Origin of the sequence: Micromonospora sp. NPDC023888 (genome assembly GCF_040639415.1) — a bacterium.
In the GTDB taxonomy this organism is placed as follows: domain Bacteria; phylum Actinomycetota; class Actinomycetes; order Mycobacteriales; family Micromonosporaceae; genus Micromonospora.
The window spans coordinates 34,787-60,139 of the sequence record NZ_JBEZZW010000039.1 but is presented as its reverse complement, the minus strand read 5'-3'; the positions used below and the strand labels follow the sequence as shown (position 1 = coordinate 60,139).

Annotated in this window: 18 protein-coding genes and 3 pseudogenes; 8 read left to right on the top strand and 13 right to left on the bottom strand. The window is 67.4% G+C overall.

Annotated features, from left to right (window positions below; translation table 11 throughout):
* Positions 1 to 205: 205 nt before the first annotated feature.
* On the bottom strand, positions 206 to 1,813 hold the full coding sequence (locus tag AB0F61_RS27830; RefSeq protein WP_357815362.1) for a thiamine pyrophosphate-dependent enzyme: 1,608 nt from the start codon (positions 1,811 to 1,813) through the stop codon (positions 206 to 208).
* An 814-nt stretch (positions 1,814 to 2,627) separates the two neighbouring features.
* Between AB0F61_RS27830 and AB0F61_RS27825 the strand changes: the two genes are divergently transcribed.
* The 3 genes from AB0F61_RS27825 to AB0F61_RS27815 all read left to right on the top strand — a co-directional run bounded on the left by AB0F61_RS27825 (position 2,628) and on the right by AB0F61_RS27815 (position 7,451).
* On the top strand, positions 2,628 to 3,581 hold the full coding sequence (locus AB0F61_RS27825; protein ID WP_357815359.1) for a GNAT family N-acetyltransferase: 954 nt from the start codon (positions 2,628 to 2,630) through the stop codon (positions 3,579 to 3,581).
* Positions 3,582 to 3,749: 168 nt separating this feature from the next.
* Entirely contained in the window at positions 3,750 to 5,585 is a 1,836-nt protein-coding gene (locus AB0F61_RS27820; protein WP_357815357.1) for a glycoside hydrolase family 15 protein, read from the top strand.
* A gap of 672 nt (positions 5,586 to 6,257) precedes the next feature.
* Complete coding sequence (locus AB0F61_RS27815; RefSeq protein ID WP_357815355.1) at positions 6,258 to 7,451, top strand: CapA family protein; 1,194 nt, start codon at positions 6,258 to 6,260, stop codon at positions 7,449 to 7,451.
* A gap of 172 nt (positions 7,452 to 7,623) precedes the next feature.
* Here the strand turns inward: AB0F61_RS27815 and AB0F61_RS27810 are convergent.
* Positions 7,624 to 7,821 (bottom strand): annotated as a pseudogene (locus AB0F61_RS27810) (transposase); the annotation flags it as partial.
* A gap of 206 nt (positions 7,822 to 8,027) precedes the next feature.
* Between AB0F61_RS27810 and AB0F61_RS27805 the strand changes: the two are divergent.
* Positions 8,028 to 8,546, top strand: a complete 519-nt coding sequence (locus tag AB0F61_RS27805; RefSeq protein ID WP_357815353.1) for a flavin reductase family protein — start codon at positions 8,028 to 8,030, stop codon at positions 8,544 to 8,546.
* Between the two features lie 414 nt (positions 8,547 to 8,960).
* On the top strand, positions 8,961 to 9,695 hold the full coding sequence (locus tag AB0F61_RS27800) for a GNAT family N-acetyltransferase (RefSeq protein ID WP_357815350.1): 735 nt from the start codon (positions 8,961 to 8,963) through the stop codon (positions 9,693 to 9,695).
* Positions 9,696 to 9,898: 203 nt separating this feature from the next.
* On the opposite strand, the gene AB0F61_RS27795 is transcribed toward AB0F61_RS27800, so the two are convergent.
* The gene (locus AB0F61_RS27795; protein ID WP_357815347.1) at positions 9,899 to 12,907 is read right to left on the bottom strand and encodes an AAA family ATPase; all 3,009 of its coding nucleotides are present in this window, start codon (positions 12,905 to 12,907) and stop codon (positions 9,899 to 9,901) included.
* Between the two features lie 536 nt (positions 12,908 to 13,443).
* Between AB0F61_RS27795 and AB0F61_RS27790 the strand changes: the two are divergent.
* Positions 13,444 to 13,718 (top strand): annotated as a pseudogene (locus AB0F61_RS27790) (glycoside hydrolase family 15 protein); the annotation flags it as partial.
* A gap of 25 nt (positions 13,719 to 13,743) precedes the next feature.
* On the opposite strand, the gene AB0F61_RS27785 reads toward AB0F61_RS27790, so the two are convergent.
* Complete coding sequence (locus tag AB0F61_RS27785; protein ID WP_357815382.1) at positions 13,744 to 14,451, bottom strand: SDR family NAD(P)-dependent oxidoreductase; 708 nt, start codon at positions 14,449 to 14,451, stop codon at positions 13,744 to 13,746.
* Positions 14,452 to 14,806: 355 nt separating this feature from the next.
* Between AB0F61_RS27785 and AB0F61_RS27780 the strand changes: the two genes are divergently transcribed.
* Together AB0F61_RS27780 and AB0F61_RS27775 are read left to right on the top strand one after the other, a co-directional pair.
* Complete coding sequence (locus AB0F61_RS27780) at positions 14,807 to 15,415, top strand: TetR/AcrR family transcriptional regulator (RefSeq protein WP_357815344.1); 609 nt, start codon at positions 14,807 to 14,809, stop codon at positions 15,413 to 15,415.
* Between the two features lie 201 nt (positions 15,416 to 15,616).
* Positions 15,617 to 16,459 (top strand): patatin-like phospholipase family protein, encoded by an 843-nt coding sequence (locus AB0F61_RS27775; protein WP_357815342.1) that lies wholly within the window; start codon positions 15,617 to 15,619, stop codon positions 16,457 to 16,459.
* 108 nt (positions 16,460 to 16,567) lie between these two features.
* Here AB0F61_RS27775 and AB0F61_RS27770 read toward each other — a convergent pair whose 3' ends face one another.
* The 9 genes and pseudogenes from AB0F61_RS27770 to AB0F61_RS27730 all read right to left on the bottom strand — a co-directional run bounded on the left by AB0F61_RS27770 (position 16,568) and on the right by AB0F61_RS27730 (position 25,323).
* Positions 16,568 to 17,719, bottom strand: coding sequence for an amidase (locus tag AB0F61_RS27770; RefSeq protein WP_357815339.1), 1,152 nt, complete (start codon positions 17,717 to 17,719; stop codon positions 16,568 to 16,570).
* 3 nt (positions 17,720 to 17,722) lie between these two features.
* Positions 17,723 to 17,851 carry a hypothetical protein gene (locus tag AB0F61_RS27765; RefSeq protein ID WP_357815336.1) on the bottom strand — a complete coding sequence of 43 codons (129 nt, stop codon included), beginning with the start codon at positions 17,849 to 17,851 and terminating at the stop codon, positions 17,723 to 17,725.
* A gap of 54 nt (positions 17,852 to 17,905) precedes the next feature.
* Positions 17,906 to 18,835: a cation diffusion facilitator family transporter gene (locus tag AB0F61_RS27760; protein ID WP_357815334.1), complete on the bottom strand. Its 930-nt coding sequence runs from the start codon at positions 18,833 to 18,835 to the stop codon at positions 17,906 to 17,908.
* Positions 18,836 to 19,179: 344 nt separating this feature from the next.
* Positions 19,180 to 20,994, bottom strand: coding sequence for a hypothetical protein (locus tag AB0F61_RS27755; protein WP_357815332.1), 1,815 nt, complete (start codon positions 20,992 to 20,994; stop codon positions 19,180 to 19,182).
* 76 nt (positions 20,995 to 21,070) lie between these two features.
* Positions 21,071 to 21,288 (bottom strand): annotated as a pseudogene (locus AB0F61_RS27750) (cupin); the annotation flags it as partial.
* A 76-nt stretch (positions 21,289 to 21,364) separates the two neighbouring features.
* Positions 21,365 to 22,009: a LysE family translocator gene (locus AB0F61_RS27745; RefSeq protein WP_357815328.1), complete on the bottom strand. Its 645-nt coding sequence runs from the start codon at positions 22,007 to 22,009 to the stop codon at positions 21,365 to 21,367.
* 265 nt (positions 22,010 to 22,274) lie between these two features.
* On the bottom strand, positions 22,275 to 23,348 hold the full coding sequence (locus AB0F61_RS27740; RefSeq protein ID WP_357815325.1) for an MFS transporter: 1,074 nt from the start codon (positions 23,346 to 23,348) through the stop codon (positions 22,275 to 22,277).
* A 275-nt stretch (positions 23,349 to 23,623) separates the two neighbouring features.
* Entirely contained in the window at positions 23,624 to 24,340 is a 717-nt protein-coding gene (locus tag AB0F61_RS27735) for an alpha/beta hydrolase (protein ID WP_357815322.1), read from the bottom strand.
* 41 nt (positions 24,341 to 24,381) lie between these two features.
* Entirely contained in the window at positions 24,382 to 25,323 is a 942-nt protein-coding gene (locus AB0F61_RS27730; protein ID WP_357815320.1) for an AraC family transcriptional regulator, read from the bottom strand.
* Positions 25,324 to 25,353: the final 30 nt, after the last annotated feature.

The following is a 25,353-nucleotide window of genomic DNA, read 5'->3' as shown; positions in this document are numbered from 1 at the left end:
GGCCGATACCCGCGACAGCGACCAGGGCCACGTGGCCGTGTCCGGCCAGCCAGTCCAACACACGTGCGTGACCGGGCGTGGTCGCGGAAAGCTGGGCGGTAGCGAGTAGCCCACCAGCGGCGCCGAGCACCGCGGCCGTATGGGTGTCCTTGTGGGTGTCGGCGCCGCCGGTGACCTGCACCCGGGCTTGTTTGAACTCTCGTAGTTAGTGGGGCATCGGTGTCATGTGGTGCACGTCCAGGCGAAGGTCGATCAGAAGCGGACGGTCACGGTCGGCGATGATCTTCGCGGCGTTCGCGAGATCATCCATGCTCCGGACCGTTACCCCCTCACCGCCGAGTGCCTCAGCCACGATCGCCAAGTCGGGCCAGGTGAACAGTGAGATCGCGGGATCCAAGCCACGCTCGACAAACTGAACATGTTCAGCGCCGTACCCACCGTCGTTGCACACCAGTACGATGATGTCGAGCCCAGCGCGGACCGCCGTGGCGAACTCGCCTAGGCCACCATGCATGAATCCGCCATCGCCGCAGACCATGATTACAGGATCGGTCGGCTTACCGGCCGCCGCTCCGACGGCGGCGCCCATCCCCATACCGATGGCCCCGAAATTCAGTGGCAGAACAAACGCCGCTGGGTCTCCGGGGTGGATGTGCCGTAGCGATTCCATCATGAACCTGCCGCCGTCGCTGACCACCACCCGCCGCTTCGGCAAGATGTCGTCCAGGCGTCGCAGGGCCGTCTCCACGTCGACCGTGCCCGGAGCCGTCACCGGTCGTCGCAGGGGAGCGTTCTGCCCGGCCAATCGTTGCGCCATGGCCTCCGTCCGGTGACCACTGGACGGCACCGAGCGCTTTTCCAGAGCGTCCGCCAACGCATCCGCCGCCGCCCCGGCGTCCGCCTGCAGCATGATGCCCTCAAGGCCGGTCAGCACGCGGGTTTCCCGATCAACCACCAGTCCGCGACGGCCGGACAACAGCTCACCATTGACCGTGGTGTAGGCGTTGAGGCTGGCCCCAAAACTGATCAGCAGGTCCGCCGAATCGATGATCTGGCGAGTGACCGGGCCCGCCAGCCCGCCGACGACGCCCAGATCGAATGGATCGTTGCGGAATAGGTCCCTTGCCTTGAGGGTCGTCGCCACAGGCGCGCCGATGCGATCGGCCAACCGCAGCAAGGGGGTACGAGAGGCGACTGCCCCGCGTCCGGCGAGCATGACCGGCCGTTGGGCCGCCGCGATCAACTCCACGGCACGTTGGATCGCCTCCGGGTCTGGGAGGATCCGCTGCGGCTGCGGTAGGTCGAGCGGGACGTCGCGATACTCGATCTCCCGCCACATGTGATCGGCCGGAATGTTGAAAACGACGGGGCGGCGTTCAACCACGGCGCGGCGGATGGCCACCGCCAAATCATCCAGCGCGCTATCGGGTGTCCGCGCCTGCTCAAATCCCGCACCGGTAGGTAGCACCACGTCACGCTGCGCAATATCCTGAATATTGGTCCGACTGCCAGTGGCGGTATCGCCAGCAATGAGCAGCATCGGCACCCGTGCGCGCACTCCCTCGACCAAACCGGTGAGCGTGTTCGTGAGGGCTGGACCGTGCGTGACCGTCACCACACCCAACTCACCCGTTCGGCTGGCATAGCCAAAGCCCATGAACATGGCGCCCGCCTCGTGCGTCGCCCCCAGATAGGTGCCGCCACCTTCGACGAAACTGTGGACGAAGAACATGTTCGCGTCACCGATCAAGCCGAACATCGTCCGCACATCGTAATTGGACAGTGCGCGCGCGAGCGCCGCATGAAACTTCATCTGTATTACCTCCTGGGATGGCCCGCCGACGTCGGTCGTCTTGAAACCGTTGGCGGAGTGGACCTGTATCCGAACGCCGCCGAGCAGACTGGCCCTAGACCGTTGTTCCGGCGTGCGGCGGTCCCGCCTGGAGTGCGTGCAGTATCGCCAGGCGCCACGGTTCGTATACGTAGGCCGCCGAGCGCCGCTATCGATGACACCACCGATACTCACAGGTCCATGAGATGGTGCCATTGGGAATTCTTCCTATTTTGCGCAGATACCCCGTGCGCGCACCCGGCGTACGGTCAATGCCCGAACGGAAGGCCGTGCCGATGCGCTACGGCCGAAGCCTCGGTCCGGCTGGATGCGGCCAGAATGTTCGAGACATGCTCACCGGCGGCCGTGCGCGTGACGTACCGGCCCTGCGCGATACGCCGGTTGCTGCACGCGCGCGACCGGGCGCGATACCTCGGCCTCGGGCGGGGCGAGCCCGAAGGACGCCAGGTCGTCGACAGGCGACCCGGCGGCGATGTGAGGGGCGTCCAGCTTGGCGTTGTGCATTCACCGGTCAGCGCGGCGATGCTGGGCTCCGTGACCCACACGCCGCAGACCGCTGGACCAGCCTTGTCCTGGCCGTCTACACCCGACTGGGTAGCGACTCGCCCCGGCCCGTGTCCGCCGCGGGCTTCGGCGCCTGCGCGGCAAGGCCGTCCTAGCCCTAGTCATCGCGAAGGCGTCGGCGAACCTGCTCGTATCCCTGCGGCTGGCGCACGGGTCGACGTGGTGGAGATCATGATGGGTCGGCCTGCGTCACCAGGTAGTTTGCGGTCACATGACAGCACAAGCCGCCCGGGCGGCGGTCACGATCCGTGCCCTGCGACCGGCGGACGTCGCTGTCGCCGCCGACCTGCTGGTGCTCGCCGCCGGTGACGACAAGCGGCACCGGCTGATCGAGCGGCTCGCCAGCGCGGGGGCCGGCGAGCTCCACTACGCTCTCGTCGCCGAGCGGTCGGGAGTGATCATCGCCGCTGGCAAGATTACCGCCGAGCCGGCGTGGCCGGGCACGGTCTCCGCACTGGTGGCAGTCGCGCCGCAGGAGCGCGGGCAAGGGCTGGGCACCGCTCTCGCTGAGCAACTGGTGGGGTGGGCGGAGCGCAGCCTCGGCCCGGAACATGTTGTGATCAGCTCGCTCCGCGATGATCTTGACGGCGGCCGACGCTTCGCCGAGCGGTATGGCCTGGTGGTGACCCGCCACAGCGTGGGCTGGCGGTTCGACCTGGCCGGGCGCGGCGACGAGGTGGCCGAGCGCGCGCTCCGGACCGCCGCCGCCGCCGGCGTGCGGGTCCGCATCGCCGACTTCAATGCTGAGGAGGCCACGATCCTCGAGTGCATCAGCCGTACGCTGCCCGGTCTGCCGCTGCCCGGCGGCGAGGATCAGGGGGTCGACGTCGCGCAGGCCCGCCGGATGTTCCCGGACGAGGCGGTTGTGCTGCTGGCCGAGCTGCGCGACGTGCCCGATGCCCTGCCGTGCGGGCTGACCGTCATCAACCCCCAGGCTGCGACGAGCGACTGGTATACCGGCTATACCGGGGTCGCGGTGGATCAGCGTGGCCGGGGCGTGGCCACGGCGCTGAAGGCCGCCGCGCTGTGGCACGCGTACCGTGCGGGCGCCAGCGCCCTGACCACGCACAACGATGACGGCAATGAGCCCATCCTGCGGGCGAACCGAGCGTTTGGCATGCAGCCGAGCCTGGGCTACTGGAGCCTGACCCGGCACGACGGTTAGTCGCCTCCTGCGGCTCCAGAGGCCCGGGCAGGCCGTCTACGGGCTGTTCCGCAGGTGGCAGTGAGAGAAGCTCGTGGAGAAACGCGTCCTGTGCGGGGGTTATCAGACGTGTGTCCCGCCGAATCCCGGGTAGCCGCACCGTCGGTCGGCCAATGGCGGGAGACGAGCTTGGAGAACTACCCGGCGGTGGAGGCGCACGGATTGGTCGGTGATCTGCAGACCGCGGCGCTGATCAGCAAGGACGGCATAGTCGACTGGTTCTGCGCGCCCCGTTTCGACTCACCGAGTATCTTCGCCGGCCTGCTGGACCGCCATCGCGGTGGCTACTTCCAGCTGTCGCCCGACGGCGTCGAGTACGCGAGCAAACAGCTCTACCTGCCTGGCACGCCGATCCTGATCACTCGCTTCCACAGCGCGGACGGGGTGGGGGAGGTGCTGGACTTCATGCCGATCACCGGCGAGCGGGCCACCGAACAGCATCGGTTGATACGCCAAATTCGGATGGTGCGGGGAAGCATGCGATTCCGCTCTGACTGCCGGCCCCGATTCAACTACGGGCGGGACCCCTACGAGCTCGAGGTGCACCCGGAGGGCGACATCTTCCGGAGTATGACCCAGACCCAGACCCTGACCCTGACCCCTTTCAAGAACGCCGAACACCTGGTCGACCAGGGCGGCGTCAGGCGGGACGCGGAGGGTGTGTCGGCGACGTACACCCTGCACGAGGGGGACATCACGGGGGTGGTCATCGAGACGGCGTGCCCGCACGTGCCCCGCGCGCTCACCAACGATGAGGTTTGCGAACTGCTCGCCCAGACCCGGGACTATTGGCGGCGGTGGTTGAACCGCTCGGGCTACAGCGGTCGGTGGCGGGAGATGGTCGAACGTTCGGCCATCACATTGAAGCTGATGACGTACGCCCCGACCGGCGCGCTGGTCGCCGCGCCCACAGCCGGGCTGCCAGAGCAAATCGGCGGGCAGCGGAACTGGGACTACCGCTACACCTGGGTCCGGGACGCCTCTTTCTCAGTCCACGCGCTGCTCGGCTTGGGCTTCACGGATGAGGCTCAGCGCTACCTGCACTGGCTCAACGACCGGATCCGGGAGGCAGGCGAGCGTGGCACGCCGCTGCAGATCATGTACCGGGTCGACGGTTCCCCCGACCTCGGCGAGGAGGTGCTCGATCATCTGGAGGGGTATCGGGGCTCTTCGCCGGTACGGGTGGGAAACGGTGCGGCGGGACAACTGCAGCTCGACATCTACGGCGAGGCGCTCAAATCGCTGGATCTCGCCGACCGGCACGGCCTACAGATCCCGCAGGAAGTGTGGCGCAAGACGGCGCGGCTGGTGGACTGGCTCTGCGAGCACTGGGACCAACCCGAGGACGGCATCTGGGAGACCCGGTCGGGCCGGAAGGATTTCACCTATGGACGGATGATGTCCTGGCTCGCTTTCGACCGAGCGGTCCGTCTTGCTCAAGATCGTGGGTACCCCTCGAACCTCGGCCGGTGGATCAGCGAGCGTGACGCTGTCCACGAGCAGGTCATGGAGCGTGGTTTCCACCCAGAGCGCGGCGCCTTTGTGCAGCACTACAAGACTCACGTCTTGGACGCGTCGCTGATCGGGATGCCGTCGGGCGGCTTCATTTCGCCAACCCACCCGAAGTGGCAGTCGACGCTGCGGGCGATGGAAGCGGAGCTCGTCTCCGACAGTCTGATGTACCGCTATAACCCGAGCGCGTCGCCGGACGGTCTGGTCGGCACGGAGGGCACCTTCAGTATGTGCACCTTCTGGTACGTCCAGGCGATCGCCGTGTCCGGTCGACTCGACGAGGCACGGTTGACCTTCGAGAAGATGCTGACCTACAGCACTCCGCTCGGCCTCTACTCGGAGGAGATCGCCCTCAGTGGCGAGCAGCTCGGCAACTTCCCGCAGGCGTTCAGCCACCTCTCGCTGATCAGCACCGCGGCCGTCCTCAACGAACTGCTCGACAAGCAGGGTTGACGACAGACCGGTGCCCGTTCGCCGCCCTGCAGATCTTGAACGGCAGGTACTCCGGCCGCAGCGCGTGGGCTCGCCGTTCATCGAAGGTTGCGCCGTACCGCTTCCGTTGGGAGCGGCGCCGCTCGAAGTGCGGATAGCGCGGCAGTAGTTGCGCCCTTCTCTGAGGCGGGCAGGTCGCTCCCGTGGGTGGGCTTGCGGCTTGGCATGATTGCGTTGGGATCGCCCTGCCGAAATCACCTGCACACCGAAATTTCGATGACCGTTGAGGAGGCAGACATCGGGGTTACGAGACGTCCGTTAGGAACTTCTACCTATGTGATGGGTGCAGCGCGAGGGATGCGATGCCGAAGATCGGTATAACACCCCGTGTTATCTGGATTCCTGGTCTGGCATCCTGTGCTCGGTGTCCCTCTGTTGGTCGCCCTCGACCCTTCGATGGCCGGATGGCATGCCCACCGGCTTGCGAAGTGGAAGCAACAGGTTCGCTATTTGGAGGATCGCTGTGAGACGTACTCAAGATTGAGGTTCCCCGGCGACCTGGTGTGAGCGACGTTCATGCGCCTCCGCTTCCCGCGGTGTTTCTAGCGAGAACTGCTCGCGGCAACGTCGACGGGTGCGCCTGCGGCCGCACTGGCGGTTCAACCCCAGACAATTAGGAGTGGAGCAGTAGAAATGGCCATATCCTTGTTCGCCGTCGGCGATGTCTTCATCGATCGCGGCGATCCGCAGGGCGCATTTCGGACTTCCGGCGAGTTCCTGCGTACCGGCGATGTAGTATTCGGCAACTGCGAGGGTGTCTTCAGCGATGAGTGGGACCGCGCGCCTACCTCTGGGCCGCCGGTCGTGGCGCCGAACGTCAACGCCCGACGGTTGGCCGAGGCTGGTTTCCACGTGCTCTCGATGGCCAACAACCATATCGTCGACGGCGGACACCGGGCTATGCTCAGCGCGCGGACGATGCTTAACGGTCTCGGCATCCGCACTGCTGGCGCAGGGCCAACTTATCGGGAGGCGCACGCGCCGGCAATTGTCGAGCGCGACGGAATGCGGGTCGCATTCCTCGCCTACTCGTCAGTCTTCCCTCGTGGCTACGAGGCCCGCGGACTGGTTCCAGGGCTCGCGGCGGTACGCGCTCACACGCACTACGTCGCGCCTGACCCGAATTACTGGGATCCGGCGGTGCAACCCCAGATCCGCACGGAAACGTTGCCGGAGGACGCCGACGCGCTGGTCCGTGACGTCGAGGCGGCCCGACGGGACGCCGATATCGTCGCAGTCAGCGTCCACTGGGGTGACATGTTCCGCGCATTCGTCGTTGGTGCCCACGAGCGCCGGATTGCGCGCCTGGCCATCGACGCCGGCGCGGATCTCGTCCTCGGGCACCATCAGCACATGCTGCGCGGCGTAGATTTCTACCGCGGTCGCCCGATCTTCTACGGGTTGGGACATTACGTCTTCGACCTGCCCGACCTACCTCGACGGATGGCCGAAGACGGCGTGGACCTGCCCCAGGTGCGACCCGAGGACGACGTGACGCTGCACCGATACCGCGACACGTACGAATTGGGCCCACGTGAAGGCTATCCGCTGTTGCCGTTCCATCCAGACGGGAGGCTGACCGGCGTCGCGGTGGTGCGGGTCGACCGCAGCGGCATCACCGCCGTCGGGTTCTGCCCGGCGGTCATCAACGCGGACAACGATCCCATCCAGGTGGCGCCCGACAGCGAGGATGGCAAGCGGGTACTGGCCTACCTCCAGGAGGCCTGTACCAGTGAGAAGCTCCCTGTCCGATTCGTCACGCCGACGCCCGACGCCGGCCTACCCGTAGGCAGCGTGCAGATCCTCCCCACCGGCGCGACCGTCTGACCGACGGAGCTTCGCGCCGCTTGCCGACTGAGCCTCGAACCGCCCACCGCAGCCCATAGGATCCCTGCCCGTAGTTGATTCGTGAGGTCTCGATCTGATCGGCGGTGTGGGCGGTGCGCGCCAGCGCGTGGCGCACCCCCGATAGCCGCCAGTCGGCCCCTGGCTGCCAGGGGTCCGCGATGAGCACTTCGGGGCGCTTGCGGGGCCGGCCGGGTCCGGGCTCGTTGACCCGGATCGCGTCCAGCAGCGCCATCACCCGGTCCCATGTCCCATCGGCCGTCCACCGCCGGAGCCGTTCGTGGCAGGTCTTCCACGGCCCGAAGCGTTCCGGCAGGTCACGCCACGGCGCACCCGTCCGCAGCTTCCACAAGGTGGCGAGGCTCGTATCCAGACGAATCCCCGCTCGTGCGAGCTGCCGTGATCATTCACGCCCGCGATGCTTACGGCGACGGGGCAGCCCGCGCCGCCCGCAGTTGTGAGGTAGACAACGGGCGGGCTGGATCGCATCTCCGTGAGCCTGAGATCCAGTTCACGGTGGTTGACGTGAAGTGGCCTTGAGGTTCTAGCGTCCTAGCGTTGACCCAGGAAGTGAGGGAGCCGGTGTCCAGCAGTGCCGAGATCGAGGCTGTCGACCAGTTCAAGGCTGCCTTCCGTCGATACCCGACCGGCGTCGCCGTGATCTCCGCAGCGACACCGAGCGGGCCGGTTGGCCTGACCGCCTCCAGTGTCGCGTCGGTATCGGTCAAGCCTCGGGCGCTGTCGTTCTCGGTGATGGGCTCGCCGTCGGCACGATCAATCGTCGACGCGCCGAGCTTCGTCGTCAACCTGCTAGGCCCCGAGCACGTCGGCTTGGCGCGGGACTTCGCCCGCGTCGGCGGACCGCGCTTCACCCCTGACCAGGGATGGAGCGAGTTGCCGGCCGGCGAACCCTTCTTGACGAGCGCGCTCGCCTTTATGCGGTGTACGCCACTGCACCTGGTCCCGGTCGGTGACACGACTCTCGTCGTCGCCTCGGTGCTGGAGGTGGGCCTCGGTCCAGCAGGTGGCCGGCTGATCTACCACGACCGTGAGTTCATCGCCTCGCCGCCCGAATAGGCGTCATTCATTTTGCTCACTGGGCACGACTGGCTCCGACGCGACCGTGTCGAACGGGGAGGTGTGTCCCGATCGCCATGCCGGGCCACCTCGGTGGCAGACCACGGGCCTGCGCGGCCGGCCGGGCCTTCATTGTGGACGCAGTGGAGATCTAGGCTCGCTGTCGAACTCGGCCGTGCCGTGAGGCCGGGGTGGCCGTGGATGCCCGTACGGGTGACACGCCACAATGACCTAACAATGCACTATTAGTAATTATCACCCGTACCGGGCGAACGAACCGATCGGATCGGGATCGGCGATGGAGGTCGATGAGACCGAGGGCAAGGGCGGTCAGCGTCGGACTGTAGCGGTGCCCGACGGGAGTTATCCCAGATCACAGCGGGTGCTGGTGGCAATTCTGGTTAAGATCAACCGGTGGAATCGATTGACGAATTGCTCGCGGCGCACCGCGCGTATCTCCTCGGGTGGAACATCGGTGAGGCCGGAGACGTCAACCTGGTGACCTACCGCAGCGATGTGCCGCACCCGCCGCTCAACGGCGTACTCCGCCTCGTTGGGCGCGACCCGGCGGACGCACTCGTGGAGGCCCGCCGCCGCCTGGATGGCGTAGCGCGGATCTGGTGGGTCGGCCCAGACAGCGACGCCGGCACAGCCGACGCCCTGGCATCCCTCGGCGCCGCCCCCGTCATCACCCTGCCGATCATGGCAGTGCCGATCGACGAGGCATCCGATGCCCCCGCGCCGGCCCAGGTGCGTATCGCGGAAACCTCCGACGTGGACGAGTTCGTCACGGCCTACGCCCGGGTGTCTGGTATCCCGCCGACCGGGGTGCCAGCAGCGATCGCGCGGGAGCGGTCGTTCGTCGGCGACGGGACCCTGATCAGGCTGGCCGGCCGCCTCGATGATGGCCGCATTGTCGGGACGGCCGTCGCCTGGCTCAGCCATGGCGTGCTCACGCTCTACTACGTCGGCACCCACCCGGAGTACCGCCGACAGGGTATCGGCGCCGCAATGACGCGGGCCGCGCTCGACGTGGCCCACGAACGCGGCATCCGCACGGCCTCCCTCTCCTCGACCGTGGCCGGTGAACCGGTTTACCGACGCTTGGGCTTCCGCACGGTGGGCACGTACCGCCTGTTGTCGTTCTGACCACCTCCGGGCGCGCCGCAACCGCCGCAGATTTGCGCCTGGCTACCCCTCTGATTCTGTAGTCAGTAGTGCGGCAGCCGAACGTGTGCAGCGGATATCAGCAGGTATGCGACGAGCCACGAATCGGGACCGAATAAGCGAGCCGAGGCGGGTGGTGGCGGATCGACCCGGCCGCCGAGCGGCGGTTTAACCAACGCCGATTGTCAGTCCGTCACTGGAAAGCCATGCCGGTGCGCTATCGCCGCTGCTTCGGTCCGGCTCGACGCACGAAGTTTGAACAGGATGCTGGAGACGTGGGCGCTGGTCGTCTTGTGCGAGATGTAAAGCTCATCCGAGACGCGGCGGTTGCTGTATCCGCGTACGACCAGTCGCAGCACCTCGGTCTCGCGCGGGGTGAGTCCGAAGGACGCCAGCGCATCGGTGGGCGGTTCGGCTGCCGGCGCTGGGCCGGGGCCCGTGGTCGCCCCGGGGATGGCAGTCAGTGCGTTGATGTCGGCGAGGAGGTCAGCTGCGCCCAGCGACTGGGCGATTTTGTGGGCCTGAGTCAGCCGATCGAGTGCCCTGTCGCGTTGCCGGCTTGCGAGCAAGGCTCGTCCCTCGCCATGGAGTGCGACGGCGAACTCGAAAGGCCGGTTCAGGTGCTCGAAGGCTGCGACGGCAGCTGCCCAGCGCTCGGCGTCGTCGGACCCTTCAGCCCGCTGTAACTCGGCCCGCAATACGGCCTCGAACGCGCGGGAGATCGGCATCACGATGTCGAGCTGCATCAAGGCTCGCTGGATGGCTGCTAGGACCTTGTCCGATTCGCGATCCGGTGCGGAGACGTGACGGGCATCGGCCTCCATCGAGGCGGCAGCAGCAAGGAGCGGAAGCGAGTAACGGGCCGGTCCCGTCGTCAGGCCCTCGGCGTCGGCGCGGAGGAACTCCGTCCGTGCCGTGTCAATGCGACTCTGCCTCCGGGCGACCAGCATGCCGTAGTGGCTGAGGGCGATCGACAGTTGCGGTTGGAGGTCCCTGGTACCCAAGAGATGTTGGGCAAGAGCCAGCTGTTCAGCAGCCCGCACGACATCTCCCCGGACCAGCAGACTGTACGCGCGTCGGCCGGCGATCGTCCCTCGTGGCTTGTACGAGCGGGCCACCGCCGCTGCCTCGTCAAGTTCGGCTTCCGACTCCGACCAGCGTCCCAGCGAGAACAACGACAGCGACAGGTTGATGCGCAACCACGCCTCATTGTCGGCGAGCCCCAGCCGCCGGCAGGCCTCTATGCCGTGGTACCCCGCCGTGATCGCCTCGTCGGATCTCCCTGCTCCTTCCAGGGTGGAGGTGAGGTTCTGGTTTACTCGTCCCATGATGTCGACCGCTCCGAGCGTCTCGGCCCGTTGCCGCACCTCGTAGAGCTCCTCGACGTTGGTGCCGTCCAGGTCCGACTCGGCTCTCAGCCAGCATCGGCTAATCCTGGCGCTCAATTCGGTTTCCTCAGTGCCGACCTCGGTCGCGCAACGCACCGCCCGATCGGCGACGGCGAGGCTTTCTGGCCCGGGTTGGTGGCGGGCGTACCAGTTCGCGATGTCTGCCAGGAGCGCGGCGTGCAGGGCGGACGACGGCAGATCACAAAGCAGGTCGTTGGCTGTCTGTAGCTCCTGCCAGCCATCCTCCCGGTTCAGATCCTGGACGAGTTGCGATTGCTGGATCCAAAACCACGCGGCGCGTAGGGGTGGCGCGGTGGGGTCGGTCGAGAGGAGTTCCAGCGCGTTTCGGGTCAGGTGTAGCGCACGATCGAGGCTTCCGCTACGTCGCGCGGCGACGACGGCGATGGCGATGAGGTCCAGACGAACGGAACCAGCCCCGACGCGCGCCGAATCCCATGGCGGATATCCGGCTGGTAGATCAAGCGCAGGCAGGCTCAGACACACCTCGTCTGATACATGACCCCACAGCTCAAGCGCACGTTCCAACAGCCGTTGCTGCTCGGCGTAGGCATAGCGACTTCCCGCGGCGCCGGCTGCGGCGACGCTCATCTGTAGTGCTTTGACGTCCTCGTGTGCGGCGTACCAGTGTTGCGCGAGTCGCCCGGTCAGCTCGTCGGCGGGGACAAGCGAGGAATCGGCCTCCAACGCCTCAGCGTACTGTCGATTGATCAGGGCTCGTTCTCCCTGCAGTAGGCTGTCGTTGACCGCTTCCCGCACCAGTGAGTGGCGGAATCGGTATTCATTGTCGTTCGCCTCGACGACGATAATCTGTGCGAGCGTGATGGCCCGTAGCCCGTCGATCAACTCGACTTCGGGCAGACCGGCCACAGCTCGCAGCAGCCGATCACCGATCACCTGCCCGCTCTGCGAGGCCACCTGCGCGATCCGCTGGCTTGTATCGGGTAGGGACTCAAGGCGCGCCAACAGGACGTGATGGAGGTCGTCCAGCCCCATGCCGGCGCGTTCCTGGTAAAGACGAGCGAGTTCCTCCGCGAAGAAGGCGTTCCCGTCGGAGCGGGTGAAGATCTCGCTCAGGACGGCCGGATCCGGCGGGCAACCGAACAGGCCGTCGAGCAGCTTGGCCATTTCAACCCGGTCGAACCGGGCGACATCGATACGGCATACCGACCGCAGCCGGCCCATCTCCGCCAGAAAAGGGCGTAGTGGATGTCGGCGGTGGACGTCGTCGGATCGGTAGGTGGCGACGATCAGTAGCCGCCCGACGTGTGGCGTGCGAACCAGATACTCCAAGAGATGACGAGTCGAGGGGTCGGCCCAGTGCAGATCCTCGATGATCAACACCAGGAGCCGCTGGGACGCGAGCCGCTCCAGGATCCGGGTGGTGAGTTCGAACAGGCGCACAGCGTCATCGTCCCGATGCGGCAGTGGGGTCGCCGGTACCTCAAGCTCCGGCACTATTCGGGCCAGCAGCGCCTTCTCGCCCATGCTTGCCGCATTAACCTCGTCGGGCAATTGCTGCCACAACGAGCGCAGGGCTGCGGTGAACGGCGCGAAGGGAAAGCCGTCCCCCCCGACTTCGACGCAGCGTCCGAGCGCGATAACAGCACGCCCGGGTTCGAGCGTGCCGACGAATTCTTCCACCAGTCGGGTCTTGCCCACGCCCGCCTCGCCTCGCACGAGAACGGATTGACCCTCGCCCCGCTCAGCGGCCTCAGCCGCCTGCGCCAACTTCGCCAACTCAGCTGCCCGGCCGACGAAAATGGGGCTAACCAAGACGCTTTCCACAGCACAAGGATCGCATAGCCCGAAGCGACGCCGTCCAGTAACGTGGCTCAGTCCACACGACAAGACCCGACCGGTGCCATGGACCGAGCCTTATAGGGGCTGCCTTTTCCTATGCGCCGCGGCGGTAGCGACCGCGGCGCACCTCGCGTCCGCATTCCCTTGTAGGTAGAAATCGAGGGAAGGATTACATCGGCGTCGTCCGAACGCCAATGTCGATCCTTCCGGCCGCAGCCACAAACGCGGAGCGGATTACCTCGAACTCCCAGTCCGGACTGCCCCGGTGCATTCCGTTGGTCGTAGCCACGCCGAGCGGTGGCTCAAGCCACTGCACGATCTGCGGCGTGTTGCCCGGGCGATAACGGCCCGCTGCGCGAACGGGCGCCAAGCCCAATGTCATCCTGCCCCGCGGAGGGCTTCTCTGCGGCTGCGCCGTCGATGCCGGCATGCACATCGATGGTGACCCGGTGCCGGAGGGCAAGCCACTCAGCGACGCAGTGGACGCCAAGATGCGTCGGCTCCTGAACCTCTACGACCACAGCCTGATGTACCGCTATGACTCGAGCGCGTCGCCGGACGGTCTGGTCGGCACGGAGGGCACCTTTAGTATGTGTACCTTCTGGTACGTCCAGGCGATCGCCATGTCCGGTTGAGCTTCGAGAAGATGCTGACCTACAGCACTCCGCTCGGCCTCTACTCGGAGGAGATGGCCCTCAGTGGCGAGCAGCTCGGCAACTTCCCGCAGGCGTTCAGCCACCTCTCGCTGATCAGCATTGCGGCCGTCCTCAACGAACTGCTCGACAAACAGCGCTGACGATCGATCCCTGCGCCCGAATCGGTCACCAGGGGATGACGCCACGGGCGTCGAAGAAACCGCCAGTGGGACCGTCCGCGCCGATTTGGGCCATCCGTACGATGATCTCGGCGCCTTCCTCGACGGTTTGGTGCCCGGCGTGGAAGTTGAGATCGGTGGCGGTGAAGCCAGGGTCGACGGCGTTGATGCGCATGCCGGGGAACGCCTTGGCGTACTGGACGGTCAGCATGTTGACCGCGGCCTTGGATGCGGGATAGGTGACGTCGGGATAGAAGTGCGCCGGGTTGTCCGGGTTGCTCAGGTCGCGCATCAGGGACGCGCCGCTGCCGACGTTGACCACGACCGGGGCAGCGGAGCGTTCCAGCAGGGGCAGGAACGAGTGCAGCATCCGGATCTGACCGAACACGTTGGTGTCAAACACCCGGCGGGCCAGGTCGGCGGTGACCTCGGAGACCGGGATGAAGCCGCCGTCGTCCGAGCGCGGCTCAATGCCTGCGTTGTTGATCAGGACGTCCAGGCCTCCGTCGGCCTCGACCTTTTTGGCCGCCGCCTGCACGGAGGCGTCGTCGGTGACGTCGAGCTGGATGAAGGTCGCGCCCAGTTCGTCGGCTGCCGCGCGCCCCCGCTCCGCGTCGCGCGCACCTGCGTACACCTTGTGCCCGGCAGCTACGAGTTGCCGGGCGGTCTCAAAGCCCAGGCCCTTGTTGGCGCCGGAAATAAGGATGGTTGCCACTTTATTCCCCTCGATCGCAGTGACTGAATGGATCTTTTCAAGGACATCGACTGCTGCTTGGATCTTCTCATCAGGAGACGCGGCACCTGGTTGCTTCTCCCGAGAGCTGCCGGCGGTGACGCTCTGCTGTCCCTCGCCGGCGGCGGTGGTTCGGGCATGAGTCCGCCCAGTAATCACGGCGGCCTCGCAGCCGACACCAGCGCCTACCCCGAACTGGCCACACCGCCAAACGGGACGAACCGAGCCAGGCCGGCATCCTCACCGCTTAAAACGAGCGCTCGTTCTATTTCTCTCCCATCATGCGTCGGTGGTGGGAGCAGCGTCAAGTACGAACGTTCGTTTTATGATGATGGACATGCCCCGTGTCTCAGACGAACACCTTGCCGCCCGCCGCCAGCAGATACTGGACGCCGCTGGGCGGTGCTTCCAGCGCAACGGCTTCCACAACACCTCGATGCACGACGTGGTCGCCGAGGCCGGGCTGTCGATCGGTGCCGTGTACCGCTACTTTCCGAGCAAGCACAACTTGATCGTCTCGATCGCCGAGCAGGTGATAGGCGGGGCGGCAGAGGTCTTCGCCGAACTGGCCCAGCACGAGCCGCCACTGTCCCTGGTCGAGGTGCTCGACCGGGCGTTGGCCTACGTTGACGGGCAAGCCGGCCCAAACGGCCAACCGCCGCTCTCGGTACCGGTGTGGAGTGAGGCGCAGCGCGATCCTGCACTCGCCGAGTTCGTCGGCACCACCTACCGCGGCTTCCGCGACCACTTCGTGACCGTCGCCCGCCGAGCGCAGCTGGCAGGCGACCTTCCCGCCGACGCCGACCCGGAAGCGGTCGGCGCAGCCCTCTTCGGCCTGGTCCCCGGCTACCTTGTGCAGCGCCTCCTGACCGGCACGCCGGACCGGACCACGTACGTGAACGGAGTCCGCGCACTGCTTGCCGGCCCACCCACATCCCATCGGTGACACCACGCCCTCAGCCAGACCGGACCCTTTCGTGTTCGACCGGAGGCATGCCCCCGTCCGCGCCGGACGGAGCACAGAAGGACGGTCGGAGCAGCTCTCCACCACAAGGACATTCGTCACAAATCAGCTCGCGGCCTTGGAAGGTCCGTCGTCAGCCGGTCTAGCTTTTGGCCCGCTTGTCAACGACTGGAGGGGTGTGACATGAGCAAGGCGTTGGTACTGGGCGGAGGAGGCATTGCCGGGATCGCCTGGATCACGGGGCTGCTTCACGGGCTGGCCGAAGGCGGCCAGGATGTGACCGATGTCGACCTGATCGTAGGCACGTCCGCGGGCGCGACCGTCGCGGCGCAGCTGGGTAGCAAGCTCGCTCTGCAGGAGTTGTACGCCCGACAGGTCCACGGAGGACGTCAAGCGACCGAGATCATGGGCAACGTCGATTTGGACAACTTCGGCGCGAACCTCAAGGCGGTATTCAACGGTGTCACCGGTTTCCAGGAGACCCGCCGTGTATTGGGCCAATTCGCCATCGAGGCTGAGACGGTGCCGGAGGCTGCACGGCGTGAGGTGATCATGTCGCGCCTGCCGTCGCATGAGTGGCCGACGGGGCTGACGTTGAAGCTCGTCGCGGTTGATGCCAAGAGCGGGGACCTGCAAGTCTTCCACAACGCCTCCGGCGTGAACCTGGTCGACGCGGTCCATGCCAGCTGTGCGGTGCCCGGCTTGTGGCCACCCGTGACAATCGGCGGACGACAGTACGTCGACGGTGCCGCGCGCAGCAACACAAGCGCGGATCTTGCTGCTGGCGCGTCACAGGTGCTAGTTATCGCACCTCTCGGACGGATGGAGCTGTTCCCGTGCGAGAAGCCGTTGGACACGGCCATCGATGAGCTACGCAACGGCGGCACCGAGGTCCTCGTCGTCGAACCGGACACCGCGTCGCTGGCCGCCATCGGCAGGAACCCGGCCGACCCGTCCACCCGCCGACCCGCCGCAGAGGCGGGACGCGCGCAGGGACGCCGTTTGAGCAACTCGCAATTGGCTTGATCGCAGCCCGTCACCTCTGCGGCTTCTACGGCCATCGTGCCGCTGGTCGCCGAGCCGAGCCGAGCCGAGCCGCAACAGCGTCGTAAGCGGTCGCGTGTTGGTTTCGGCTCAGTGGACTAGGGGTGGGGTACTGGACGGCGGCTCGCGATGCTGGGTGGCCGGTTCGTAGTCGTAGGCCATGGCGAGCAGGGTGGGCTCGGTGAACGGCAGGCTGAGAAGTTCGACCCCGATTGGCATGCCGTCGGGGGTGAATCCGGCTGGCATGGTCAATGCCGGGAAACCGGTGTTGGCCGACAACGGGCAGGTGCTACCCGGCTGTCTCTGCGGAATCTTCGTGGCCTGCTGCATCACGGTGGGGTAGAGGACGGCGTCGAGGTCGAGGCTCGCGATGAGTTCGCGCAGCGCGTTTTGCAGCTCGGTGCGGGTCAGCAGCCGCAGGAGGTACGCGTCGGTGGGCTGCGAGCGGCCCAACCGGTCCCTCAGCGAGGTGAGCACGGTTGGCGTGACCTTGCCGGAGGTGACGATGTCGGCCAGGGTGACCCGGTCGCGCGGTCCCTCCAATTCAGCCAGTCCGGTTGGGAAGGTGATCCCGGGTTGGGCGAGGTAACGGTTCAGGTCGCGCTCGAACTCGTCGTTGATCACGTCAGATCCGGCAACCAGCTCGAGGATTCGCTGCTGGTGGCCGATGTCGACCACGGTGGCGCCCTGCGCGGACATGTCGGCCGCCGCCTGCCGGATGAGATCGGTGGCGGGCTGCTCGGCGGGGGTCGTGCCCAGCACGTCGGTGAGGACGCCGATCCGTGTGCCCCGTAGCGCCTGGGTGTTCAGCGACGAGGTATAGCCCTGTGGCGTCTGGCCGATCGAGGCGGCGGTCACCGAATCTTTGACGTCATAGCCGACCGTCGCATCGAGGACCAGCGCGATGTCCTTGACTGATTTGCCGATTGGACCGCCGACGTCTTGGGTCGCCGACATTGGCATGATGCCGTCTCGGCTGGACAATCCGAGGCTTGGGCGCAGCCCGACGAGGCTGTTGTGGGCAGCCGGGATGCGAATCGAACCGCAGGTGTCCGAACCCATGCCGATAGGAGCAAAGCTCGCGGCCACCCCGGCTGCGGTGCCACCGCTGGAGCCACCGGGGTTGCGGGTCTGGTCGTATGGATTGCGGGTCTGACCGCCGAGGGAGCTGACCGTGGTGATGCCGGAGGCGTACTCATGCAGGTTGGTCTTGGCGATGATGATTGCGCCGGCCGCGCGCAAGCATCAGGCATGGCGATGCCCTATAGCGCTGGCCGCTGCGGGAGGGCTGGCCGGGCGGCGTGACGCCGACTGCTGGCGGTTGAAGTTCGCGATCGCGCCGCGGCGCACGACGGCGATCGCGGTGATCGTCACGATTTCGATCGGATCCAGGGAACAGGAGGTCGAAGAGGGTGCCGACCTCCACTTCTAGGAGCCGGCGCCGGTCGGGTTGAGGAAGACGAATCGGATCGCCGGGTTGCGCGCGGTGAGCCGTCGTCTGGCCTCGTCGGCCACGTCCTCAATGTCAGCCGCCCTGACCTGGTCGGCGAAGTCGATCTTCGCGACAACGAGAATGTCGTCGGGACCGAGCTGCAGGGTCAGCAGCTCCACGATGCCTCGCACGTATGGCAGGGCGGACAATTCCCGGCGAATCTCGTCCTGAACTGGCTCCCTTGCTGACTGGCCGACGAGCAGAGCGAGGTTGTTGCGGGCCAGAATGGTGGCCACCACGAGGAGCAGTACACCGATGGCAACCGATGCGATGCCATCCCAGACCGGGTCACCGGTCAGCTGGGCGAGCCCCAGGCCTGCACCGGCCATCCCCAGGCCGATCAGGGCGGCGCTGTCCTCCAGGAACACCGCCTTGATGGCGGTGTTGGGCGTGCGCCGCAGGACCCTGGCTGGGCTGATGCTCCAGCGCTTGGCCCGGCGCCGTACCTGCCGCACCGTCCGTAGCAGGGACACCGACTCGAGGACGAAGGAGACGACCAGTACCGCGTACGAGACGAAGTAATCTCCAGTCTCTCTGGCCGATGCGATGACGTGCACGCCGTGGGTGATGGAGAAGCCGGCGCCGCTGACGAAGGTGAAGACCGCGGCGAGGAGGGCCCAGATGTAGCTCTCCCGACCGTAGCCGAAAGGGCGCCCGGGGTCGGCGCGGCGGCCTCCCCGACGCAGCGCCACGAACAGCAGTACCTCTGTCGTGGTGTCGGCGAACGAGTGCGCGGCTTCCGCCAGCACGGCCGCCGACCCCGAGAACAGACCCGCAACCACCTTGGCCGCAGCGACAGCGACGTTGACGAAACCAGCCACGATCACCGTGCGGAGACTCTGCGACTGCCCGTCCGATTCGGCCATGAAGCCAGGCTATGGGTCGGGTGTCGGCCGGGCGGACAAACCGACAGGCACACGCGGGGCGCCACGGACCACCAACCGCCGGCTGATCTTCGCCAACGACCTCACCCTCCGCAGCATCCGGGCCGTGTGGCAGTGCTGGAGATCGCCCTGCGATCCCTGCCTCGCCGGACGGCCGAACTCCGTCGCTTCGTCGACACCGCCGGTCAGCTCAAACCACCATCCGACTCTTCGACCACATCCAGCGATGGCCACGATGGCGACGCCGACACCATTGCCGCGCCAGAACAGCCCACTACCAGCGAAGACTCCAACTCCACCGGGTGCGGCTGGAGCATTGAGAACTCCTAACGGTCGCTGTGGTGGCTGCTGGTGGAGCGGAGTGACCGGCGACCGCTCTCCTGATCCGGCTCGTTGTCCGCCACCGGATTGCCCAGCCGGGTCACCCAGTCGACGAACTCCGCGTCCTGCGTCGGCAGCGGCTCGCCGTCCGCCGGGGTGCCCGCGCCCTCCCCGTCGGTCCGGGACTTGTTGCGCCGGAACAGGCCCAGCCGCCCGCTGGCCCGTCCCGCCTCGACGACGGATGCCGGGTCGGCCGGCGCGGAGACCGAATCGGTCCCGGCGGGGCGGGCTCGCGCGGCATCGGTCGTGGGCGGGGGCCCGGCGCGCTGGGCGGTCGCGAGAGCGTCCCAGTTCGCGGCCCGGTTCAGGTTGGGCAGGGGAGGCCGGTGCCGAGGTGGGAGCGCCGGTTCGGGCCTCTCTTGCGTGCCGGCTGACTGGGTCGCCTCGGCGTCCGGAGCGGGCTCGGCCGAGGGCGGCACCCGCCGCGCCGGAACGACCGGCCAGGTCGCCTGGACCCGCGTCCGATCGGTCTTCGGTGGCTGGTACATCCGGAGGGTCCCTGGGGCGACGAGGGCCCCGTCAGGCTGCATCCCTCCGGGTTCGGTGTTGTCGGCCTCCGCCGTCCCCGAGCCGTCCCCGCGGGGTCCCGTGGGAAGGTGGGCCGCCGTCGCGGGGGCCGGTTCCGATGTCTCCGGGGTGTCGTCGAGGTCGGCCGGTGTGGCGAGGTCGGCGGGTGCGGCGCAGGCGTCCCGGTCCGCAGCCGGTGCGCCGAAGCCCAGCGGTTCGGCTGCGGTCGGGAGCTTCGCTGCGGTCGCGCCGGCGACCGGCCCCGTGCCGGCCAGGCCGACGGGCTCCGGCTCGTCGGTCGTACCACCAACGGCCGGCCTCATGGCCTGCCGCACGGCGGGGCGGGTGGACTGCGGACGGAGGACGTCGGTTGACTCGGCGACCCGCGCTTCGGCGGTGCGCGGCAGGAGCGGCCAGCGGAACAACGCGGCGGCGGCCGAACCGAGCACACCGGCGGCGACGGCGAGCAGTGCCCCGTAGTACGGCGTGATCTGGTACCGGTCGACGGCGTCGCCGGGACCGGCGGTCAGATAGGTGAACGCGACCAGCACCGTGCCGGCCATGCCGGTCACGCCGTTGACCAGCGGCGGATGCCCGCGCCAGCGGGCCAGCCCGCCGGTCGCCGCGCCGATGAGCAGGGCCACCGCCGGCAGAATCAGGATCGCCAGCCGGTGTGCCGCGTCGGCGTCGAGCCCGGCCGGCTCCAGCACACCGAGTCGTACGGCCGGCAACGGTCCGGCGGTTGCGAGCGACGGGACGACCGAGACGAGCGCCAGCAGCCAAACCACGCCGCCAACTGCTGCCATGTTCCAACCCAGCGGCGGCTTCACCAGTACGGCGATCGCGGCACCCGCGCCAACCAGCGCGCCGAGGGTCGCGCAGATGCCGACGGCCCAGATCGGGTCCACAGAGAAGCGCTCGGCAGCCTGGGCCGGCCGGACGCAGAGCGGCGCCACAACGGTGGCGCCCAGCGCGGCGACGGCGGCGACGGCCACCAATCTGCCCGTGCTCCCCAGTACCCCGAGTCGGCGGGCCAGGCGTGCGGCGACGACGGTGCCGGCTACGGCGGCGTGTGCCGCGAACCAGCCCACCCAGACGAGCTGGGCAGGCCACTGGTTGACGGCGGCGCCGGTGGAGGCGCCGGTGAGCTGGACGATGCCGAAGCTGAACGCAATGCCGAGTTGACCGGCACCGGCGAGCATGCCCACCCCGAGCGCTGTGAGCAACAGGTTACGCCATGTGCGAGAGACCATGTTCGGCACGTTACGCACCTAATACGGCTGTTTTTCCGGAATGCCGGATTTTCGCGTCCGATCGCCGTGCCAGCGGTTACCTCAGTTCGACCAGGCGCGATGGACCTGTGCCGCCCACATTGCTGAGCATGTGGACGGTGTCCAGGTCGCGGTAGAAGACGCCGGCGGTGGGGGAGGCGGCGTCGATGCGGGGACCTCCACGGCCTGCACCGCGTTCTCCGCACCCTGGATCGCCACCATCAGGTACGGGTGGCCCTGCCGGTGCGGCGGCCGCCGCTCACCCGGCTCCAGCCGGCTAGTACGCCCCGCCAAGCTGGCTGGGCACCAAGGGATTCGCCGAAAGTACCGCAGCCGGAGGGGTTCGGCGAGGTCAGTGGCTGCTGGTAGCGAGCCGGATCCCGAATCCGGTAATCACGGTCCCGGTGACGCGGTCCAACAGCCGGCGAGCCGTGGGACGTCGCAGCACCGTGCGCAGCCGACGTGCCAGGAGGACCAGCATGGCAGACCAGGCGGTGCCCAGAAGGATATGCACGCAGGCCAGGAACACACCGAAGGCAAACGGGGAAGCGCCGGAGGGGATGAACTGTGGTAGGAGCGCGACGTAGAACACGCCCATCTTCGGGTTCAGCAGGTTTGTCATTGCGCCGCGACGCCACCCTGGGTAGAAGCCGTTGCCGGCCGTCGCGGGTTCGTCGATCGGTGGGTCGGAGCTGTCTGATCGACGGTGGCGGGTGGCCCACAGCATGCTCAGCCCCATCCAGATCAGATAGCAGGCGCCAGCCCAGCGCAGCACCTCGTAGGCCAGGTGCGAAGCCGTCAGCAACGCGGTGACACCAGCGGAGGTGAGCGCACCCCAGGCGAGGGTTCCAGTTTGGATGCCGAGAACGACTCCCCAGGCACGGCGGGTTTCTCCGAGGGCTGCGGTGCGCAGGATGAGGGCGGTGTCCATCCCGGGAGTCATGGTGAGCAGGCCCACGACGATGACAAAGGACCACAGAGCGCTGAGGGCTGTCACAATGATCAACCTATCGTGGACGGCTGCCGTGGTCAGGGTCGCGTGTGGCCCTACCCCACCGTCAAGGCTATGAAGGCGACGTGCGGCGCGTCCTTCGCGCCGATGCGCGGCGGACGCCCCCTGCCCAGCCGGCGCCCAGTAGTGCGAGTTGATCGGCACCAACTCGGACGCGCCCGCGTATGTCAGGTCGAGATAGTCGACCCCCGGGCGGTACACGAAATGCCACCGCGGTGTCTGCTATCGACAGTTTGTCGACAGCGCTTCGCTATCCGCGCAGGCGGGTCGCGATCCGGTCGGCCTCATCGGCGTCCAGGGGGTAGGGGCTGCCGTGCAAGATTGGGCCGGTGATAACGGCGGGGCCGGTGACCGGCGGCGAGCCATGCTCGGCGGCGAGCAGGCTCGCTGCGGGGTTGGGCTGCCCTGGTTGGGCCCGGCCAGGGCTGACCTCGGCGTGCCACAAGGTCAGGTCGGTGCCGAGCCTGGTGGATCGGATGTTCTCCGAGCCGAGCAGTCGGGCGACCTCCTGCACGAGATCCATCCCGAAGAAGGGTGTCGTCACCTGCTGGACGCCGCCGACGGTCACCAGCAGCAGCTCGGCGGTCTTGCCACGTTCCTGTGCCACCCGGGGATCAGTTGGCCCGCCTGTCGACGCGGTCACGGTCTGGCTGGACGTGGCCTGAGGCTGAGCCGGCCGGGACGCACGCTGTATCAGCACGATGATCCCGCTCACCACGGTGGCCAGCAACGCCACCGCCCCAAAGGGCACGGCCAGCATGAAAGGCCAGCGCCAACCGGCCGCCCGCCCCACAAGCACCCCCGCCACGGGCCCGAGGCCCAGCGCCAGCACCACCACGCCAGCGACGAGGGGCGTTATCCACACGCGTCGTGCACCCATCTGCGCCACCAGCATGGCCGTGACGCCCCACGCCAAGCCGGCCCCGAACCCCGTCACCGCACGGCCGAGTAGCAGCAGAGTGTCCCCCGAGGCCAGGGCGGTCAGCAATGACCCGGGAACCAGCAGCGCGATCGCGGACAACGCGACGGCAGTCGGCCACCGCCGACCGACGAGAGCGCCGACCGCAGCCGCCAGTACCGCCGGCAGCAGGTAAGCGACGAAGATCCAGAGGACTGCCGAGGGCGGCAGAGCCATGTCCCGCTGGATCGCAGCCCATTGCGGCCCGACGGTGACGGCGAGCAAGAAGGCACCTAGCGACGCAGAGAGTGTCGGCCCGATCAGCAGCCAGACCGGGCGGAAAACGTCCGGCCGGTCACCAATCAGGACGGAGCGTGGAGCGTACGGGGGAGCCTGGTTAGCGGTGCTGGGGAAGGGCGCGGTCACCCCGGCGAATATACCGGCCCCGAGGCTCTGCGGAGTGTCGGTGTAAGGGCACTGGCTCGCCGGCCGCCTCCTCGCCGAGGCCGAAGGGAGGTCGGCCAAGCAACGGGAAGGTTCCGGCGGCCATCATCGCGTCCGGATGACCGGCGCCCGCCGCCGCCACCCGGACGAGCACCTGCCCGGGTGGCGGCGGTCCGAAGGTCAGCCGCTCACGCTGGACGACCCGCAGCGGGTCGCCGAATCCGGTCAGGCGCCACGCCTCACCCTCAACCACGCGGTCAGGCGTCCTTTTCCCGGTCGATCGCGTCGAGAAGCGCGGCGAGCTCGGCCGGGCGGGACAGGAAGGGGGAGTGGCCGGTCGCGATGCGGCGGACATCGCGCGTACGGGCGGCCATTCTGCTCTGCAGATCGACCGGCAGGGAGGCGTCCTGCTCGGTGAGGATGTACGTCGACGCGACGGTCTGCCACGCGGCCTCGGTGACCCGGTCGACCCACGGCTGGACGCGCTGATCGACGAGCCGGCTGACGGCCTGATCAGCCACCGCCGCGGGGACGTCGGCGTAGAGCTGAGCGCGCGGGTCGCCGCCGATCGGGAAAAGGCCGTCGGTGTCGTCCGGGTCGGGGATGCCGTGGATCGTGAACATTGATTCGTTCACGTCGGGAACGTAGGCGGCCAGGTAGATCAGATGCCTGACGTTGGGCAGACCGGCTGCGGCCTCGGTGGCTGGGATACCGCCGTAGGAGTGGGCCATGACGACGACCGGGTCGCCGACCGCGGTAATCGCCGTGCGGATCGCCGCTGCGTCGTCGCGCAGGCCGCCATGCGGGTCGGGGCCGGTGGTCGGCAGCTTCACCGCGAGACTCGCGTGTCCAACGGCGTCAAGTTCGCCGCGCAGCAGGTCGAAGGTGGATGGCAGGTGCCAGGCACCCGGGACGAGAACAAAAGTGGTCATGGACAGTTCCTCAGGTCGGGACAGTAACTCGGACGTTCCCACGTCAGAAGTGGATCGGCGATCTGCGCGGCCGCGCGGAGCGTTCAGTGGACGGCGGGATTGGTGTCGCCGGCGGCACGGGAGGCCCGGTAGTCCCGAGGGGGCGCTCCCATCACCCGTTTGAAGGCGGTGCTGAAGGCGGCCTCCGAGCTGTAGCCCAACTCGGCGGCGACCGAGGAGATTGTCCGGTCGGACTTCAGCAGGATCTGCTTGGCCGTGTGCATGCGCAGGCTCAGCAAGTACCTGCCAGGGCTTTCCCCGACGACTGCCTTGAATTTTTCCGTGAAGACCGAGCGTGACATCCGCGCCGTTCTCGCGAGCTCGTCAATGGACCAGGTGCGCGCGACGTCGTCGTGCATCATTTTCAGGGCAGCGTCCACCCCGGGATCGAGCAGCGCCGCCACATGGGCGCGTTCACCGGGAGGTCCAACGGCGGTGGCGGTCAAATGAGCGCGCAGCCCGTGCAGCAGGATGATGCGCGCCAGATGGTCGAGCATGAGCGTCTGTCCCGGCCGGGGGGCGGCCGTCTCGTACGTCAGGAGTTGAATCGTCGCGCGAAGCACGCCGGTGGGGTCCGCGTCGGCGGCGAGGTGTACGACCGACGGAAGTGCATTGAGCAGCAGTTCGCCGTTGGCGCGGTCGAAATGCAGGCGCCCGCCGACCAGGGTGGTGTCATGGCCGTTGCCGCAGTAGCCGACGTCCTCGCCCGATGTCCAGACCTCCTCCGAACGCATTGCCGTGATCCCCGGAGTGCTGGCGAGCTGGTAATCCTGACCGCCGACCACCAGGTAGCAGTCGCCCTGCCGCAGGTGCAGCGGTGCCTTGACGGTCTCCACGGTGAGCCAGCAGGCTCCGGAGAGCACCACTCCGAACTTCACGTGCAGCTGACCGCGGAAGGCGATCGCCCACTCACCGCCGGCTCGCAGCTCAGCGCAGACGGCACCTTCGATGTTCGACAGGGCCAGCACATGGGACAGGGGATCCATTTCGACTCCGGGACGATCGCGAAACAATTC

Bases quoted from the DNA above. Each gene is read 5' to 3' on its own strand.
- AB0F61_RS27830 (WP_357815362.1), bottom strand. From the start codon at position 1,813: ATGAAGTTTCATGCGGCGCTCGCGCGCGCACTGTCCAATTACGATGTG.
- AB0F61_RS27825 (WP_357815359.1), top strand. From the start codon at position 2,628: ATGACAGCACAAGCCGCCCGGGCGGCGGTCACGATCCGTGCCCTGCGA.
- AB0F61_RS27815 (WP_357815355.1), top strand. From the start codon at position 6,258: ATGGCCATATCCTTGTTCGCCGTCGGCGATGTCTTCATCGATCGCGGC.
- AB0F61_RS27780 (WP_357815344.1), top strand. From the start codon at position 14,807: ATGCCCCGTGTCTCAGACGAACACCTTGCCGCCCGCCGCCAGCAGATA.
- AB0F61_RS27775 (WP_357815342.1), top strand. From the start codon at position 15,617: ATGAGCAAGGCGTTGGTACTGGGCGGAGGAGGCATTGCCGGGATCGCC.
- AB0F61_RS27760 (WP_357815334.1), bottom strand. From the start codon at position 18,835: ATGGCCGAATCGGACGGGCAGTCGCAGAGTCTCCGCACGGTGATCGTG.
- AB0F61_RS27755 (WP_357815332.1), bottom strand. From the start codon at position 20,994: ATGGTCTCTCGCACATGGCGTAACCTGTTGCTCACAGCGCTCGGGGTG.
- AB0F61_RS27730 (WP_357815320.1), bottom strand. From the start codon at position 25,323: ATGGATCCCCTGTCCCATGTGCTGGCCCTGTCGAACATCGAAGGTGCC.